This window comes from Ureibacillus yapensis, assembly GCF_003515775.1.
GTDB classification, from domain to species: Bacteria; Bacillota; Bacilli; order Bacillales_A; family Planococcaceae; genus Ureibacillus; species Ureibacillus yapensis.
This window is the reverse complement of sequence record NZ_QWEI01000011.1, coordinates 16,833-33,763: the sequence shown is the minus strand read 5'-3', so window position 1 is coordinate 33,763 and position 16,931 is coordinate 16,833. Positions and strand designations below refer to the sequence as shown.

Genomic DNA, 16,931 nt, shown 5'->3' with positions numbered 1-16,931 from the left:
GGCAAATAGCGCCCTTTTGTCAGCCCCTCCGACGCACATGGATGTGCTAGTGCCGACAAAGCCACACGACGTGGCGTTTTTGTCGGCCAGTTGTTGTCGGAGCTAAACGGGCGTTCTCCGCTTTTCTTAATACATAAAACGATTTCGAAAGCGCAATCGATCGAAGCGTTCGATCGTGTCGTTGTTTACATATTTCCCCATTCGGGCCATAAGGCAATTGGCCGGATGGGAAGTAATTTCGGGGTCATCGGTTGCGTAATATTCAAATCCAACGACATTCATTAGTCGTTCCATCATTTTGCGATAGTCCCAAACATTCAAGCCTGTCCCTTTTAAATCCCAATGCCAATAGTATTCTGTCGTAATGACCAAATATTTCTCCATTTCCTCATCCATAAAGGAAACTTGCAATAATTTTTTTCCTGCTCCGGAGCCCCGATAGGAAGGAATCACTTCGATGGCGCCCAGCTCAATCATATTTTCAATACGATCCTCTGCCCATCTTTCCAACGGATCCGGATAAAGAAATGTAACGTACCCGACGACTGTATTACCGTTTCGTATTACGGTAATTCGTCCCTCTTCCAATTGAGCGATGCCGATTAACGCTTCGTGCTGCTGTTTGGGTGGCCTGAAAGCGACCAAATCTTCATGGAAATGATAGCTTTCCAATTGTTCGGGAAGAACGGGGCCTTCAATTTGAACAATTCCATGCCTGGTATTAAAATCTATGGAATAAAAATTTTTAATATGATTCATTTTAATTCTCTCCACAAGTGTTTGATAAATTCATTATATGATAAAATATGCACAAAATCGCTGGTTTTTGTGAAAAATGCAGTAATGTTCATAAAATTTAAAATATTCAACTCAAAATGTTCGGATTATTGTAAAATAAATAATGTAAAATCTATTAATTTCAAATAATAATTGTCTATTGGGTTTTTTCTAGTAATATACTCTGATAACGATTATTATTAATCTTTGTAAGATGAAATTGATTTGAAAGGGGTAATTTTTATGGGGATAAAAATTACGGACAAATTGGCAGTAATTCAAGGGGAACATCATTTGCAGAATTACGAGGAAACTGTTTCTTCCTTTGACTGGAAAGAAACAGAGCAAGCTTTTAGCTGGCATACAACGGGGAAATTGAATGCCGCTTACGAAGCAATCGATCGACATGCCGACAGCGATCGAAAAGACAAAGTAGCTTTGTTTTTTGATGACGGCATTCGAAAAGAAAGTTATACATTTTATGATATGAAACAGAATTCCAACAAAGCGGCCAATGTGTTCAGACAGCATTCTACGTTGGAAAAGGGTGATCGGTTGTTTATTTTTATGCCGCGTTCACCTGAGCTGTACTTCTCGTTATTAGGCGCGATAAAAATGGGGGTTATTGTAGGACCGCTATTTGAAGCGTTTATGGAGGGAGCGGTTTATGATCGCCTGGCTGATAGCAAAGCGAAAGCAATTGTAACAACGCCAAATCTATTAAACCGAGTGCCGGTAGAGAAACTTCCACATTTGGAAAAAATCTTCATTGTTGGGGAACGTGTTGAAGAAAATGAAAAAATTGTGGACTTGAATCGGGAAATGAAAGAAGCTTCAAGTTTATTCGATATAGAGTGGGTTGATCGTGAAGACGGGATGCTGCTTCATTATACTTCCGGTTCCACGGGTGCCCCAAAAGGTGTGCTTCACGTTCATAATGCTATGATCCAACACTACCAAACAGCAAAATGGGTACTGGATCTGCAAGAAGAGGATGTTTATTGGTGTACGGCTGACCCTGGTTGGGTAACAGGTACGGCTTACGGGGTATTTGGCCCTTGGTTGAACGGGACAACAAACTTGATCGTAGGTGGACGTTTTAGTCCCCAAAGTTGGTATGGAGCAATCGAACATTACGGCGTTACGGTTTGGTATAGCGCCCCGACAGCTTTCAGGATGTTGATGGGAGCTGGTTCAAGCCTATTGGAACAATACGACTTATCCTCGCTTCGACATGTTCTTTCTGTAGGGGAACCATTAAATCCGGAAGTTGTCCGATGGGGCATGGATGAACTGGGTCACCGCATCCATGATACGTGGTGGATGACGGAAACCGGGGGACATATTATTTGCAACTATCCTTCCATGGAAATTAAACCTGGCTCGATGGGAAAACCGGTGCCGGGAATTTATGCAACAATTGTCGATGACGAAGGAAATGAAGTGCCTCCATATACAATGGGGAATTTAGCAATCCGAAAAGGCTGGCCTTCCATGATGCGGGAGATTTGGGGAAATCCAGAACGTTTTCAATCTTATTTCCTGAAAAATGAGTGGTATGTTTCCGGAGATTCAGCATATATGGATGAAGAAGGCTACTTCTGGTTCCAAGGCCGGATTGATGACGTAATCATGACCTCCGGGGAGCGTGTGGGTCCATTTGAAGTGGAAAGCAAGCTTCTTGAGCATCCGGATGTTGTAGAAGCCGGCGTCATTGGAAAACCGGACCCTGTACGGGGCGAAATCATCAAAGCGTTTATTGCGTTGAGAGAAGGTATCGAACCGAGCGATGAGTTGGCAGAGAATATTCGAAGCTTTGTTAAAACAGGTTTGGCTGCCCACGCGGCACCTCGTGAAATTGAATTTAAGGATAAACTGCCAAAAACACGAAGCGGCAAAATTATGCGTCGCGTTTTAAAAGCTTGGGAGTTAAATTTACCAACAGGCGATTTGTCCACAATGGAAGATTAAATCTTAAAAATTTACACATTAAAACTGAACCATGAATCATTCAATGAATTGTTAATTATTTACAAATAATTAATACTATATTAATATTTATTCAACTACTTTAAGGGATACTTCATTATAACTATAATAAAGTATCCCTTTTTCTATCTTTAAGAATAATTAAATGTTATATAAAAATACAGTTGACTAAATATTTATACACAATTATACTATCTTTATCTTGGCAGATTCATAGCAGCAACATACGCATCTGCAAAACTTAGGGGTGAATGAAGTGAAAGTTGGAATAATAGGGGCAACTGGGTATGGCGGATTGGAACTTATACGGTTTTTGCATAACCATCCAGAAGTAAAGGAAATTGATTTGTTTACTTCTTCTGAGGAAGGAACAATTTTTTCTTCCAAATTTGGACATTTGTTATCCATCCACGATGCGCCGTTGAATAAAATTGAAGAAGAGAAGCTGTCAGGCTTTGACGTAGTCTTTACAAGTACTCCATCCGGGGTGACAAGTAAACTATTGCCTCCATTAGTTGGAGTAGGGCCAAAGTTAATTGATCTTTCGGGCGATTATCGTCTTAAAGATTTAGCATCCTATGAAAAATGGTATAAAAAAACGCCTGCACCACATTCAATTGTCCAGGAGAGTGTTTATGGCTTGACGGAGTGGAATGAGAAAAACATTCAATCCGCCGGTCTTATTGCCAATCCTGGTTGTTATCCAACCGCAGTTTTACTTTCAGTACTTCCTTTAATTAAAGAGCGATTAATCGATCCGAATTACCTGATTATCGATGCAAAAAGCGGTGTTTCGGGCGCAGGGAATAAACCTTCCCAAACAACGCATTACAGTGAAATGAATGAAAACTTTTCAATTTATAAAGTAAATGAGCATCAACATATTCCTGAAATCGAACAGGCAATTAAGATGTTCGCAAATACTGAAACAACGATTACTTTTAATACGCATCTGGTACCAATGACGCGTGGAATATTGGCTACTTCCTATGCACCGGTTTTACCCGGGGTTACAAACAAGCAATTGAATGATTGTTTAGAAGAAACCTATAAAAACCATCCATTTGTGCGGCTTGTACAAGATGTTTCATCAATCGGCACAAACCGTGTCAAAGGTTCAAACTATTGCGATATTTACGTAAAAGTAGATGAGCGCACTAACCGGGCCACCATTGTTGGGGTGATCGACAATTTGGTTAAAGGGGCAGCAGGGCAGGCAATTCAAAATATGAACGTTCAATTCTCACTACCGCAAACGCTAGGTCTTGATGTAGTGCCACTATTCATATAAAGGGGAGTAAACACAGTGAATTCATTATTTGAGTTTAGAAAATTATCAAGCAAAAATATCGTATCGCCGAAAGGGTTCTCCGCAGCGGGAATGCATTGCGGCATTAAACATAAGAAAAAGGATTTAGCGTTGCTTGTAAGTGAAGTTCCAGCAAGTGTAGCGGGCGTATTTACAACAAATGCCGTACAGGCTGCACCATTAAAAATAACAAAAGAAGTCGTTTACAATACAGGGAAAATGCAAGCCTTGATCGTCAATTCGGGAAATGCCAATGCCTGCACAGGTAAACAAGGGATTGCCGACGCATATGAAATGCAAGCCCTGGCAGCCAAAAAACTGGGAATTGATCCAAGTTTGGTTGGGGTAGCTTCAACAGGCGTAATTGGCCAAATTATGAATCTGGAACCAATTCGCAAAGGTGTTGGACAATTGCAATTAGGCAATACGCTGGAGCATGGAATTGATTTTGCCCAAGCCATTTTAACGACAGATACCGTAATGAAAAATACTACGTATAGCACGTTAATTGATGGGAAAGAGGTTGTCATTTCAGGTACGGCGAAAGGTTCTGGGATGATTGAGCCGAATATGGCAACAATGCTTGGTTTTATCACTACAGATGCAAATATTGAATCCGCAGAGTTGCAGAAGGCATTATCGGAAATTACAGATTTAACGTTTAACTCCATTACTGTGGACGGTGATACTTCAACGAATGATACGGTTGTCATTATGGCAAATGGTTTGGCGGGCAATAATCCGCTGTCGCCATCACACCCGGACTGGGATAATTTTTATAGTACATTGCAAATTGTTGCCGAAGATTTAGCAAAAGCAATTGCCCGTGACGGAGAAGGGGCAACGAAATTAATTGAAGTAGAAGTTGCCGGTGCCGTTTCTGATGAAGAAGCACGTAAAATTGCAAAAACGGTAGTTGGTTCTCCTTTAGTGAAAACGGCTGTATTCGGGAATGATGCAAACTGGGGCCGTATTATTGCAGCAGTAGGCTATAGCGGTGCAACTGTTGATCCAGAAAAGGTCTCCATTAAAATCGGTCATGCACTAATGGTTGAAAATGGTGAACCGGTTCCGTTTTCTGAAGAAGAATTGATTACTATTTTAAAAGCAAACGAAGTGAAAATATACGTGTCCCTAGGTCAAGGAGAAGGATGCGGATTAGCATGGGGGTGCGATTTAACTTATGATTACGTCCAAATCAACGCTTCCTACCGTTCGTAAAAAAATCGTCATCAAACTTGGCGGAAGTACATTGGAAGGCTTAAATAAAGCCTTCTTTTCCAATTTTAAAAATCTGCAGCAAGAAGGTTTCGACATCATTATCACGCACGGCGGAGGTCCTGCCATTAATCGGGAACTGGAAAAACAAGGCATAACCTCTCCCGTCTTAAATGGCATTCGGGTAACAAATGAAGATGCGATTAATATTGTCCAATCAACTTTAATCGGAAAAGTCAATCCAGCTCTAGTTGGTGAGTTAAATAAGGCGGGCATTATGGCAATCGGGCTGAATGGATTTGACGGACTATTATTGCAGAGTGAGTTTTTGGAAAAAGAGACGTATGGGTATGTTGGAAAAGTGACAGCTGTAAACACGCAGCTGCTTAATCGTCTATGCAAACAACAAATTGTGCCGGTCATTGCTTGTATTGGTGCAACCATTGATGGTCAAGCATTAAACATCAATGGGGATACTGTAGCAAGTGAAGTGGCTTTAGCCGTAGAAGCCGAGAGTTTGTTGCTGGTTACGGATGTTTCTGGAATTCGCATTGAAGGAGAGTATCAGGACAAAGCAACACCGGCTCTCATTGATCAATGGATTGAAGAAGGACATATCTATGGGGGAATGATCCCGAAAGTACAAGGAGCAGTACAGGTGCTGGATGCGGGTGTTCCTTCCGTACAAATTGTGGATGATCGTTTAACAGGAACAATGATTGTTCCATCTTCCGAAAAGAATGTTGCAGTTCGTTCTTAGAGCTTAGCTTATAAACCAATGAATAAGGAGATCGTCAAATGAATGCATTATTTAATAACTATTCCAGAAGACCAATTAGTATTGTGGAAGGAAAAGGGACGATTGTAAAAGATAGCACCGGAAAACAATACCTTGATTTTACAAGCGGGATTGCGGTTTGCTGTTTAGGGCATACTCACCCGGCATTGGTAAAAACGATAAAAGAACAAAGCGAAAAAATTTGGCATACCAGCAATCTATTTGAAAGCCCGGGACAAGTGCAATTGGCTGAAAAGTTGGTAAAAGATAATCATTTGTCCCATGCGTTGTTTTGCAATAGCGGAGCCGAAGCAAATGAAGCGGCTATTAAACTAGCCAGAAAGCACACAGGGAAACACCATATTATTACGTTCGAGAACTCTTTCCATGGGCGTACTTTCGGAGCAATGTCCGCAACTGGCCAAGAAAAGATTCAAAAGGGATTTGGACCAATGCTCGACCAGTTTACGTATCTTCCATTTAATGATGCGGATGCTCTGAAAAATACGGTCGATGAATCGGTAGCTGCAATTATGCTTGAAGTTATTCAAGGTGAAGGCGGCATCCACGAAGTGACCGAAGAGTTTGCAAAAGCAATTAACGAACTTTGCGAAAAGCATAATATTTTATTAATTATAGATGAGGTGCAAACAGGGATTGGCCGTACAGGCACTCGCTTTGCCTTTGAACAAACGTCCTTGAAACCGGATATTGTCTCAATGGCTAAAGGATTGGGTGGAGGATTCCCTATAGGGGGAATCTTGGCAACGGCGGAATTATATGAAACGTTTGGCCCAGGTTCACATGGAACGACATACGGAGGAAATCCGTTGGGAGTAGCTGTTGCGCAAACGGTAATTGATCTTGTTTTTGACGACCGTTTCCTGGAAGAAGTAAGGGAAAAATCGCAATACTTAATCTCTAAACTAGAAGAGGTGCTTCCACAAGACCAATTTGAGATTCGCGGCAAGGGTTTATTGATTGGTATTGATTGTCATAAAGAGGTTGCTTCCATCGTTGGAAAAGCAGAAGAGGCAGGATTATTGCTTGTTGCAGCAGGAGCGCAAGTACTGCGTTTGCTTCCGCCGTTAACCGTAACCTTCGATGAGATAGATGAAGCTGTTGCCATTTTGAAAACTATATTAACGGAAGAAAAAAGCGTAGTCTCTTAAGACTACGCTTTTTTTCATCTGTTTAATTCTCTTCGGATTCGGTTGGAGGGGACTGTTCATCTCCCTTTTCTTTATCTTTTCCTTTATCCTCGGAATCCTTATCTTTATCTTTATCTTTATCTTTATCTTTGTCTTTACCTTCTTGATTTCCATCCGAGCCGTCCGGAGAATCATTATTATCCCCGTCATTTTGCTTTTCTTGGTCCTCATTGGAAGAAGAATCCGCCTCCACAACAGGTTGTTTTGTATCCGCAGCTTCCGCAGAAGTTGAAGTAACTGTGTTTGATTGAGCCGATTCATATCCGGTAATATCCACGGCAACTACAATATACGATTTGCCGTTTGGAATACTTGCAGACCGGCTGCTTTCACCTCTAATTGAGGAGACCAGGGAACGGCCGCCGTTTGTCACATCATAAACCCGGTACCCAACTACATCATTTGAGGCGGATTTTGACCATTTGATTGTGTTTCCTTGCAATGTAGCGCCAACAGCTTGCGGCGGATTGCCATCTGCCTTAAACGTAGCTGTCGAAGCGATGCTGCCTGTACCTGAAGGCCAAAGTTTGGATGGATCTCCTCCAAGTCTGCCGAGCATTCTTTTTGCAAATTCAGGGTTAAGGCCTGCTCCACCACCGGAAACTACAAACTCACGTGGTGTTGAATCAAGTGCAAGATATGACTTGCCACCAATAATGACGGTTGCCGAGGAAGAAGCGATCAAACTATCATCCACTTTGCTTGGCAAGAATACATTGCGGTTAAACAAATCTGAACGAACCAAGCCTGCTTGAGAACATGCGTTGGATGGTGCATCCCCAGATAGTGCACAGAAAGATGCATTGACCACGTTGGCAGGACGCTCAAATTGCGCTTTGGCAGTAACCAATTCAGGGTTCGCATCATATAGCGAATTCATCAAGTTTGCCCATAATAAGTTAACGCGTGTATTGGGCTGGCCATACAGATTGTTGAACTGAGAAAGGGACTTATTCTGTTGTTCATAGCCCATCCATACACCTAAAGTTATGTTTGGATTATAGCCAACCAGCCAAGAATCTTTATATTCATTTGATGTACCCGTTTTTCCTGCGAAATCCGATGAGAACTTAAGTGCGCTTCTTGCTCTAGTTGCAGTACCTGATGTTAAAACATCCCTCATCATATCTGTAATAATGTAGGAAGTTTCTGGAGAGAAGGCTTGCACTGGCTCGGCTTTGTGTTCATAAAGGAGATTGCCATCCAAATCTTCTATACGGTCAATCATATAAGCATCAATAAACTGTCCGCCGTTGGCAAAAGTGGCAAAAGCATTTGTATTTTCTTCCACTGTTGTACCATATGTTAAACCGCCAATGGCAGTTGCCAAGTGTACATAATCGCCTTCCGTTAATCTGTTAAAGCCCATTGCTTCCAGAAATTTTGCAGGATTGCGATCCAGGATTCTGTCATACAAACGTAACGCAGCCAGGTTTTGTGACTGTGCCAAAGCTTCCCTTGCAGGAATAATGCCCAATTCCTGGTTTTCAAAATAGTTGGTTGGGCTGTAGCCGTCAGCACGAGTAAATTTGACATCGACTACCGGACTACCTGCTCCGATTACACCATATTCAATTGCAGGTGCATATACTAATAATGGTTTCATGGTAGAACCATTTGATCGGAAAGCTTGTGTAGCATAATTAAATTGCTGGTCTAGGTTGAATTCTCGGCCGCCGACGAACCCAAGAATTTTCCCGGTACTGTTTTCAATGGCAACACTGCCAACTTGAACAGGTTCTTCGATTACGATTTCTTCGCCGGTTTCTGGATCTCTTTCCGTTCTTGTGAAAGTATGTCCGTAATACTGGAAGCGATCAGCCGATTCCTGCATTGCATCATACATTTTTTTATCGATTGTAGAATAAATTCGATATCCTCCTGAACGAACATCTCGATCGGCAAGTATCATGTACTTTTCCAATAAGTTTTCTTCTTCGTCCAGACGTTCTGGATCGATGCCATCTTTTTCAGCTAAAATACGGGCAATAATCTGTTTTGCTCGATTTTCCAGCTCATAGGTCAGCCAAGGGTATTTATCGGCCGCTTCAGGTTCCGGTTCACGGAAATCCTGCGTAATGTCATAATTAACAGCTTCTGCAAATTCCTCTTCCGTTATAAAACCAACCGTCAACATGCGATTAAGAACGACTTTCATTCGGTCTATACCTGGTTTTAGACCCGCTGCATCTTTTACTTCACCTGTATTAGTAAAAGGTGTATATGCAAAAGGCGCTTGAGGAATACCGGCAATATAAGCAGCCTGAGGCAGTGTTAACTCGGAAGCGGAAACTCCAAAAATACCTTGCGCAGCTGTTTCGATTCCGGCGATGTTTTTCCCCGAGGCATTACGGCCGTATGGAATAATATTCAAGTAGGCCTCGATAATTTCTTCCTTCGACATGAATTTTTCCAAGCGTAGAGCCAGCAGGATTTCCCTCGCTTTACGTTCATAGGAAACTTCATTTGTCAGGATTTGGTTTTTAATTAATTGCTGTGTTAAGGTGGATCCGCCAGTTTGAGTGGAGGAGTTGGTTACATCCTGCAATAGTCCGCGTAAAACAGCTTTCGGCACAATTCCATTATGCTCTCTGAAGTATTCGTCTTCAGTTGCCAACACAGCATTGATTAAAGTTGGAGAAACCTGATCAAGAGACGTTTCTCTTCTTTCTAGGTCTGTCCGAAGTTTACCTATGTAAATGTCACCGGCAAAATAGATTTCACTCGTTTCTTCATAATTATAGATTTGCTCCTTCATTTCTTCCTTTGAAAGGAGAGGGTCATCTTTAACGAGTGATGCAAAGTATCCTAAACCTAATCCGCCAACAAAAATAAAAGCAGCCGTCAAAAAGATGAAAGATAGAAGGATTAGATTCCATAAAATCCCGCCCGTTATTCGAACTTTGCTCATTTTTTCCGATGTTGCTAATTGATCGACTTTTTCATTTAACTCTTTTATGCGATTTACTAATTGATTGATCCATTCTTTCAGCATATTCACCCCCTAAAATCTTGTCTATTATAGCATATTTCGATAAACGCGGAATATAGTTATTGACAATTTGATTTTAAAACGAGTAGAATTATCAGTATAATTTTTCAAGTGTTGATAAGTTTGCAGTAGTGTTTTCATTCCCTGTATTAGAGAGCTAGCGGTTGGTGAAAGCTAGACACAGTGTAAACACGAATTACGTTCTTGGAGCTTGAACGTCCACGTTGCGATGAAACGTTTAAAAGAGGAAGAAGTAGTTGCAAAAATGCTTCTTCAAGCCGGGTGGTACCGCGTTAAACAGACATTAACGTCCCAGCATGCAATGAAAGTTGTGTGCTGGGACTTTTTTATTGCAGCAAGAAACTGTTCAATGCAAAACATTTTGGCTGTAGGTCAAAAACTTTAAATTGAGTGAACGGAGGAAAAGAAAATGGCAAATCCATTAATAGAAGACTTGCAATGGCGCGGTTTGTTATACCAACAAACGGACGCGGAAGGAATGGAACAATTATTAAATTCAGAAAAAGTTTCTCTTTATGTTGGTGTTGATCCAACTGCCGATTCCATGCATATCGGCCATATTGTTCCCTTGCTAACGTTGAGAAGATTCCAGCAGGCAGGACATCGCCCGGTGTTGTTGGTTGGCGGAGCAACAGGCATGATTGGAGATCCATCAGGCCGTTCAACGGAGCGCAACTTATTAACGGAAGAGCAAATTGCACATAATGTTGCGGGCTTGAAGGCGCAAATGGAACGAATTTTCGACTTTGGGAAAGATGGCAATGGAGCGATTCTTGTAAATAACCATGACTGGGTTGGGAAATTAAGTGTTATCGACTTCCTGAGAGACTACGGGAAATTAGTCAATGTCAATTACCTGCTGGCAAAAGATACAATTGCAAGCCGTTTGGAAACGGGCATTTCCTTTACTGAATTTACCTATACAATACTTCAAGGCCTTGATTTCAACTACTTATACGATCATCATAATGTGAAAATCCAGGTTGGAGGCTCCGATCAATGGGGCAATATTACAACAGGTCTGGAAGTTATCCGCAAAACGCATGAAGAAGAGACAAATGCTTTCGGTATTACAATTCCATTAGTTACGAAAGCGGATGGCACGAAATTCGGCAAAACAGCAGGTGGAGCAGTATGGCTTGACCCTGAAAAAACCTCTCCTTACGAGTTTTATCAGTTCTGGGTAAATGCGGCAGATGCGGATGTTGTGAAATATTTGAAAATCTTCACTTTCCTGTCCCGTGAGGAAATTGAGGCTTTGGAAACAGCGGTAGAGGAAGAACCGCATTTGCGTAAAGCCCAAAAAACATTGGCATCTGAAATGACAAAGCTTATTCATGGGGAAGAAGGGCTTGAGCAGGCAGAAAAAATTACGGCTGCTTTATTCTCGGGAGATTTAAAAGCTTTATCAGTGGAAGAAATGAAAGTGGCATTTGCCGGTGTTCCTTCTATTGAATTGCCAAAAGAAGACAAAAATATTGTTGAACTTCTTGTAGAAGCAAACATCTCATCTTCAAAACGCCAAGCACGGGAAGATGTAACGAACGGCGCGATTTCTGTAAATGGGGAAAAGGTGACAGATCTGGAGTATACAATTGATGCCAAAGACCGGCTGGAAGATGCTTTCGCAATCATCCGTCGAGGAAAGAAAAAATATCACATGTTAAAATTCATTTAAGCAGTGGGGACGTATGAACATCCCCCCGAAACCCAAAAGGAGTGCTCTCATTACGAGAACACTCCTTTTCTGCAGTGAAAAAAGCGATAGGCATCATGGATATAATAGTTTATTATTTTTACATACGAAGACGATGAATGCTGAATTCTACATCTTTTTGCAGATGTTCAATCATTAACTTTTCGGCCAAATTGCCGTCGTGTGAGACAATGGCTTCAAGGATGGCAGCATGCTCTTCAATTAAATGAGGTCTTTTTTGCAGTACAACCGTTTTTCGAAGCAAATAAATAATCGATTGCATCCGATCGATAATATGAACAATTTCTAGGTTTTTAGTTTCTTCTACAATTATTTGGTGAAAAAGGAAGTTTGCCTCCATAATATCCTCTGTGGTTCCTGTGTGTCCTATTTTCACACATTCTTTCAAGCGTGCGATACCATCCTCACTAATATAATCCGCACAATATCTAGCTGCAAACCCTTCCAACAACATTCGAACTTGAAATATATGACGGATATCTGTTTGCGTGGGTATAAAAATGCGCTTATTTTTTATGAGGCCTTCTTGTTCCAATTTGGCAATAGCAGAACGAACGGGTGTGCGGCTAATGCCGAGATGCTCCGCCAATTTTTCTTCCGTAAGCTTCGTATTAGGATCGATTTTGCCGGATAAAATTTGATCTCTGATTTGTTCGTATGCGTACGTATAGTTATGTACTTCTTTTTTCTTCAAGTTAGTTCGACTCCTAATGTTGTATTCGCAAAAGTATTCTATTCTTCTAGATTATAAAGCATTTTTTTACATTTTGATAATGTGTTAATTATATTGTACACAACAGTACGAAAAGGTGTACATATAAATAAAAATGTGTACAATGTTATAAAATAGTATACAAAATTATAAAAATTAGTGTACTATTTTTTTTAGCGGTATGAAAGCGCTTTTTTTTACAATAGATTGAATGGATAAGATATTTAATCATCAAAGGGGCGAATGAAATTGATTAAAAAAATTGGATTTGTTGGATTAGGAATTATGGGAAAACCGATGTCTTTGAATTTATTAAAAGCTGGTTTTGAAGTAATGGTTTTCGATATTAATCAAGAAGCAGTCGATGCACTGGTCGAAGATGGGGCAAAAGCGGGTTCAGTTATGGAAATGGGAAAAGAATGTGATTGTATCATCACAATGCTGCCTGCTGCGTCGCATGTAAAATCAACGGTTCTTGGAGAATCCGGGATTTTAAAAACAGCTAAAGAAGGCCTTGTTATTATTGATATGAGTTCAATTTCTCCTGTCGATTCCATTGAAATTGCCAAAGAAGCTGCCAAAAAGGGAGTTCATCTGATTGATGCCCCTGTAAGCGGAGGAGAACCAAGAGCAATTGATGGTACATTATCCATTATGGCTGGCGGTAAAGAAGAAGTCTTCAATTCAGTAAAAGATGTATTTGAAGCAGTGGGAGAAGATATTGTTTTAGTTGGGGACAACGGAAGTGGCGTAACAGCAAAACTGGCAAACCAAATCATCGTAAACTTGAATATTGCAGCAATGTCGGAAGCACTGGTATTAGCTGCTAAAGCAGGAATCGATATCGATAAAATGTATCAAGCAATACGCGGCGGTTTGGCGGGAAGTGCCGTTCTAGATGCGAAGTTGCCATTAATTTTGGACCGCAACTTTAAACCAGGCGGAACGATTGCCATTAATATGAAAGATTTAACGAATGTTATGGATACAGCCCACAGTATGGATGTGCCGCTTCCGTTATCAAGCCATTTATTGGAGATTTTCCATGCGCTCAAAGCAGACGGAAAAGTGATGGATGACCACGGTGGAATTGTTCAATATTATGAAAAATTGGCGAATGTCGAAGTAAAGCGAGTGTAAGTGAAATGACTAATTTAAATGTGAAAGAAACGTTCGAAAAGATTCCAACTTTGCCTGATGCAGAAAAAGTTAACCAGTTGCTGGCAGCAGAACTTGCCCAGTTAAATAAAAAAATTATTGTTTTGGATGATGATCCTACTGGTGTTCAAACTGTACATAATATTTCAGTTTATACAGATTGGACAAAAGGCAGCATTGAAGCCGGCTTTGCCGAAGATAATGCCATGTTCTTTATCCTTACGAATTCCCGTGGCTTTACTGCCCAAGAAACAGAAAAAGCGCATATGGAAATTGCGTCCATTGTGCTGGAAACGGCAAAAAAGTTCAATAAAGATTTTATACTAATTAGCCGTGGCGACTCTACTCTGCGCGGGCATTACCCTCTGGAAACAGAGGTGCTGAAAGAAACGGTTGAAAAGCAATCATCCATTCAGTTTGATGGAGAAGTGATACTTCCATTCTTCCAGGAGGGTGGACGTTTTACAATCAATAATATTCATTACGTTCAATACGACGAAGAATTGGTTCCTGCCGGAGAAACCGAGTTTGCAAAGGACCGTACGTTTGGCTATCGTTCATCGAATTTGGCGGAATGGGCTGAGGAAAAATCCGAGGGCCGTTATAAAGCGGCTGACGCAACATCTATTGCGCTTGAAGATTTGCGAGCTTTAAATATTGAAACGATTTCAGGTCAATTAATGGCTGTAAAAGATTTTAATAAAATTATCGTCAATGCGGTTGATTATATCGATGTGAAAGTGTTTGTCATTGCGTTGGTTCGTGCGATGCAGGGTGGAAAACAATTTATGTTCCGAAGTGCCGCTGCATTAACAAAAGTAATTGGCGGAGTAAGCGACCGTCCGCTTCTTACACGTGAAGAGCTTGTAAAGGATTCCCAAAATGGCGGATTAATCATGATTGGTTCCCATGTAAAGAAAACAACGGAACAATTTGAAGAACTGAAAAAATGCGATTTCATTCATTTTATTGAATTTGATGTTCACTTGGTCTTAGATGAAAAAGCCTTTCAGGCGGAGGAAGATCGCATTGTTGAATTAACAAACGACCTCATAGCAAAAGGGCAAACTGTTTCCGTTTATACTAGACGTGAACGACTGGATCTTGGTGAAGATAAAAAAGAAGAAGAATTGAAGCTCTCTGTGAGAATTTCAAATGCTGTAACAAATATTGTCAAACGATTGCAAGTGCGGCCAAGCTATATTATTGCCAAAGGCGGCATAACATCAAGCGATATTGGCACAAATGGCCTTGGCGTTAAACATGCCATAGTTGCTGGACAAGTGAAGCCTGGCATTCCTGTCTGGTATACAGGAGACGATTCAAAATTCCCGGTATTGCCTTATGTTATCTTCCCTGGTAATGTTGGAACGAAAACTACATTAAAAGAAGTGGCTGAACTGCTGCAAGGGTAAGACGAGGGGTTTACCAGTTAAGTTAAAACTTTGAAAGCAACAGCTTCCGTTTCCGTTATCATTCATTGGCAGCAACACGCCATCTTGATGAAATATTAAAAAATGAAAACTGAAAGGATGCACACTTATCGACGATTATGGCAGAAATGCAAGATCGATGGAGCCGGTAATGGCCAAATTTGTATGCTTATTAATGAACAAATAAATAATTCAAAAGAAGAATGAGTTGAGTAAACTAGCGCATTCTTCTGAAAAGAAAGAGGAATGTTATGCCGATAATTTCAATTGTTATAGGAGTAGTGCTTTTACTAATTCTGATGATGGCATTAAAGTTAAACGCCTTCATCTCTTTAATTATTGCATCGTTAGTCGTAGCTGTGTTGGAAGGAATGACGCCAACCGAAGCCATGGCATCCGTACAAACCGGATTGGGGAATTCCCTTGGCAGTTTAACGATGATCATTATTTTCGGGGCCGTATTAGGAAAGCTGATGACTGACTCCGGTGGGGCGCAGCGTATTGCCACTACGATGTTGAATGCTTTTGGAACAAAACGTGTTCAGTTGGCATCAGTAGTTACTGCCAGTGTAGTAGGGATTGCTTTATTCTTTGAAACAGGGGTTGTTGTACTCATTCCATTAATCTTTACGATTGCAACAGCAGCAGGTGTACCGCTTCTATATATCGGGCTGCCGGTAATTGCGGCTTTAATCACTATGCATGGATTTGTTCCTCCACATCCCGGCCCGACAGCGATTGCGGAAATCTTCGGCGCCAATATTGGGGAAACCATCCTTTGGGGAATACTGATCGCCATCCCGGCTATTATTGTAGCAGGTCCATTGTTTACGAAAGTCTTCAAAAAAGAAGATTTAGAGGTTGAAATTCCAAAAGGATTATTTACGCCTAAAACTTTTGAAGACCATGAAATGCCAGGATTTGCGACAAGTATGCTAACTGCTCTTTTACCGGTAATCCTAATCGGGATCAAGACAGTCGTCGAAATTTTTGCACCCGAATCTGCTATCCGTCCATTCACGGATTTTATAGGTACAGCTAGTACAGCGTTATTAATCTCCGTAATTGTGGCAATGTTCACATTCGGTCTTAACCGTGGCAAGAATATGAAAAAAATCATGAATACATTTGCCGAAGCAACAGCAGGAATCGCGTTGATTCTATTAATCATTGCGGGCGGCGGTGCGTTCAAGCAAGTATTGCTTGATAGCGGAATCGATCAATACATTGCAGGATTAATGGAAGGTACGACTCTTTCCCCCATCATTTTGGTGTGGGTAATCGGAGCGGTTTTGCGTGTTGCCTTAGGTTCGGCAACCGTTGCGGGGATGACGGCAGCAGGAATAGCGGCGCCGATCGTTGCAGTAACAGGTGCCAGTCCAGAGTTAATGACATTGGCTGCGGGTGCAGGCAGTGTTGGCTTCTCTCATGTAAACGATGCCGGTTTCTGGATCGTGAAGGAATATTTCAATATGTCGATGGGGAAAACATTTAAAACATGGACAGTTCTAACGTCTATTATTTCTGTAATTGGTTTAATAGCCGTATTAATTTTAGATATGTTTATATAGTTATAAGGCGAACGTATGGAAAACTGCGTTCGCCTTTTTTGCTGG

At 41.1% G+C, this 16,931-nt stretch carries 12 protein-coding genes and 1 other annotated feature; of the genes, 9 read left to right on the top strand and 3 right to left on the bottom strand.

The window, feature by feature from the left end; genetic code table 11:
* Window positions 1–126: 126 nt before the first annotated feature.
* Entirely contained in the window at window positions 127–759 is a 633-nt protein-coding gene (locus D1B33_RS15930) for a GNAT family N-acetyltransferase (RefSeq protein ID WP_118877397.1), read from the bottom strand.
* 261 nt (window positions 760–1,020) lie between these two features.
* Here D1B33_RS15930 and acsA point away from each other — a divergent pair, with 261 nt between their 5' ends.
* The 5 genes from acsA to D1B33_RS15905 all read left to right on the top strand — a co-directional run bounded on the left by acsA (window position 1,021) and on the right by D1B33_RS15905 (window position 7,243).
* Window positions 1,021–2,748: an acetate--CoA ligase gene (acsA, locus tag D1B33_RS15925; RefSeq protein ID WP_118877396.1), complete on the top strand. Its 1,728-nt coding sequence runs from the start codon at window positions 1,021–1,023 to the stop codon at window positions 2,746–2,748.
* Window positions 2,749–3,022: 274 nt separating this feature from the next.
* On the top strand, window positions 3,023–4,057 hold the full coding sequence (gene argC, locus D1B33_RS15920; protein ID WP_199677434.1) for an N-acetyl-gamma-glutamyl-phosphate reductase: 1,035 nt from the start codon (window positions 3,023–3,025) through the stop codon (window positions 4,055–4,057).
* A 15-nt stretch (window positions 4,058–4,072) separates the two neighbouring features.
* Window positions 4,073–5,296 carry a bifunctional glutamate N-acetyltransferase/amino-acid acetyltransferase ArgJ gene (argJ, locus tag D1B33_RS15915; RefSeq protein ID WP_118877394.1) on the top strand — a complete coding sequence of 408 codons (1,224 nt, stop codon included), beginning with the start codon at window positions 4,073–4,075 and terminating at the stop codon, window positions 5,294–5,296.
* On the top strand, window positions 5,259–6,053 hold the full coding sequence (gene argB, locus D1B33_RS15910; RefSeq protein WP_118877393.1) for an acetylglutamate kinase: 795 nt from the start codon (window positions 5,259–5,261) through the stop codon (window positions 6,051–6,053). Before argJ ends, argB begins: the two co-directional genes overlap by 38 nt.
* Before the next feature lie 38 nt (window positions 6,054–6,091).
* Window positions 6,092–7,243, top strand: a complete 1,152-nt coding sequence (locus tag D1B33_RS15905) for an acetylornithine transaminase (RefSeq protein WP_118877392.1) — start codon at window positions 6,092–6,094, stop codon at window positions 7,241–7,243.
* Window positions 7,244–7,265: 22 nt separating this feature from the next.
* On the opposite strand, the gene D1B33_RS15900 is transcribed toward D1B33_RS15905, so the two are convergent.
* A complete protein-coding gene (locus tag D1B33_RS15900; protein WP_118877391.1) occupies window positions 7,266–10,277 on the bottom strand; it encodes a transglycosylase domain-containing protein in 3,012 nt (1,003 codons plus the stop codon).
* Between the two features lie 102 nt (window positions 10,278–10,379).
* Window positions 10,380–10,592 (top strand) — a binding site (T-box leader).
* A 112-nt stretch (window positions 10,593–10,704) separates the two neighbouring features.
* Here D1B33_RS15900 and tyrS point away from each other — a divergent pair.
* Complete coding sequence (gene tyrS, locus D1B33_RS15895; RefSeq protein ID WP_118877390.1) at window positions 10,705–11,973, top strand: tyrosine--tRNA ligase; 1,269 nt, start codon at window positions 10,705–10,707, stop codon at window positions 11,971–11,973.
* Between the two features lie 118 nt (window positions 11,974–12,091).
* On the opposite strand, the gene D1B33_RS15890 is transcribed toward tyrS, so the two are convergent.
* On the bottom strand, window positions 12,092–12,706 hold the full coding sequence (locus D1B33_RS15890) for a GntR family transcriptional regulator (RefSeq protein WP_118877389.1): 615 nt from the start codon (window positions 12,704–12,706) through the stop codon (window positions 12,092–12,094).
* Window positions 12,707–12,973: 267 nt separating this feature from the next.
* Here D1B33_RS15890 and garR point away from each other — a divergent pair, with 267 nt between their 5' ends.
* The 3 genes from garR to D1B33_RS15875 all read left to right on the top strand — a co-directional run bounded on the left by garR (window position 12,974) and on the right by D1B33_RS15875 (window position 16,886).
* Window positions 12,974–13,864 carry a 2-hydroxy-3-oxopropionate reductase gene (gene garR, locus D1B33_RS15885; RefSeq protein ID WP_118877452.1) on the top strand — a complete coding sequence of 297 codons (891 nt, stop codon included), beginning with the start codon at window positions 12,974–12,976 and terminating at the stop codon, window positions 13,862–13,864.
* Between the two features lie 5 nt (window positions 13,865–13,869).
* The gene (locus D1B33_RS15880) at window positions 13,870–15,297 is read left to right on the top strand and encodes a four-carbon acid sugar kinase family protein (protein ID WP_118877388.1); all 1,428 of its coding nucleotides are present in this window, start codon (window positions 13,870–13,872) and stop codon (window positions 15,295–15,297) included.
* 269 nt (window positions 15,298–15,566) lie between these two features.
* Window positions 15,567–16,886 carry a gluconate:H+ symporter gene (locus D1B33_RS15875; protein ID WP_118877387.1) on the top strand — a complete coding sequence of 440 codons (1,320 nt, stop codon included), beginning with the start codon at window positions 15,567–15,569 and terminating at the stop codon, window positions 16,884–16,886.
* Window positions 16,887–16,931 lie beyond the last annotated feature (45 nt).

Coding starts and splice junctions, on each gene's coding strand:
- D1B33_RS15880 (WP_118877388.1), top strand. CDS start 13,870: ATGACTAATTTAAATGTGAAAGAAACGTTCGAAAAGATTCCAACTTTG.
- D1B33_RS15930 (WP_118877397.1), bottom strand. CDS start 759: ATGAATCATATTAAAAATTTTTATTCCATAGATTTTAATACCAGGCAT.
- D1B33_RS15905 (WP_118877392.1), top strand. CDS start 6,092: ATGAATGCATTATTTAATAACTATTCCAGAAGACCAATTAGTATTGTG.
- D1B33_RS15900 (WP_118877391.1), bottom strand. CDS start 10,277: ATGCTGAAAGAATGGATCAATCAATTAGTAAATCGCATAAAAGAGTTA.
- acsA (WP_118877396.1), top strand. CDS start 1,021: ATGGGGATAAAAATTACGGACAAATTGGCAGTAATTCAAGGGGAACAT.
- argB (WP_118877393.1), top strand. CDS start 5,259: ATGATTACGTCCAAATCAACGCTTCCTACCGTTCGTAAAAAAATCGTC.
- D1B33_RS15875 (WP_118877387.1), top strand. CDS start 15,567: ATGCCGATAATTTCAATTGTTATAGGAGTAGTGCTTTTACTAATTCTG.
- tyrS (WP_118877390.1), top strand. CDS start 10,705: ATGGCAAATCCATTAATAGAAGACTTGCAATGGCGCGGTTTGTTATAC.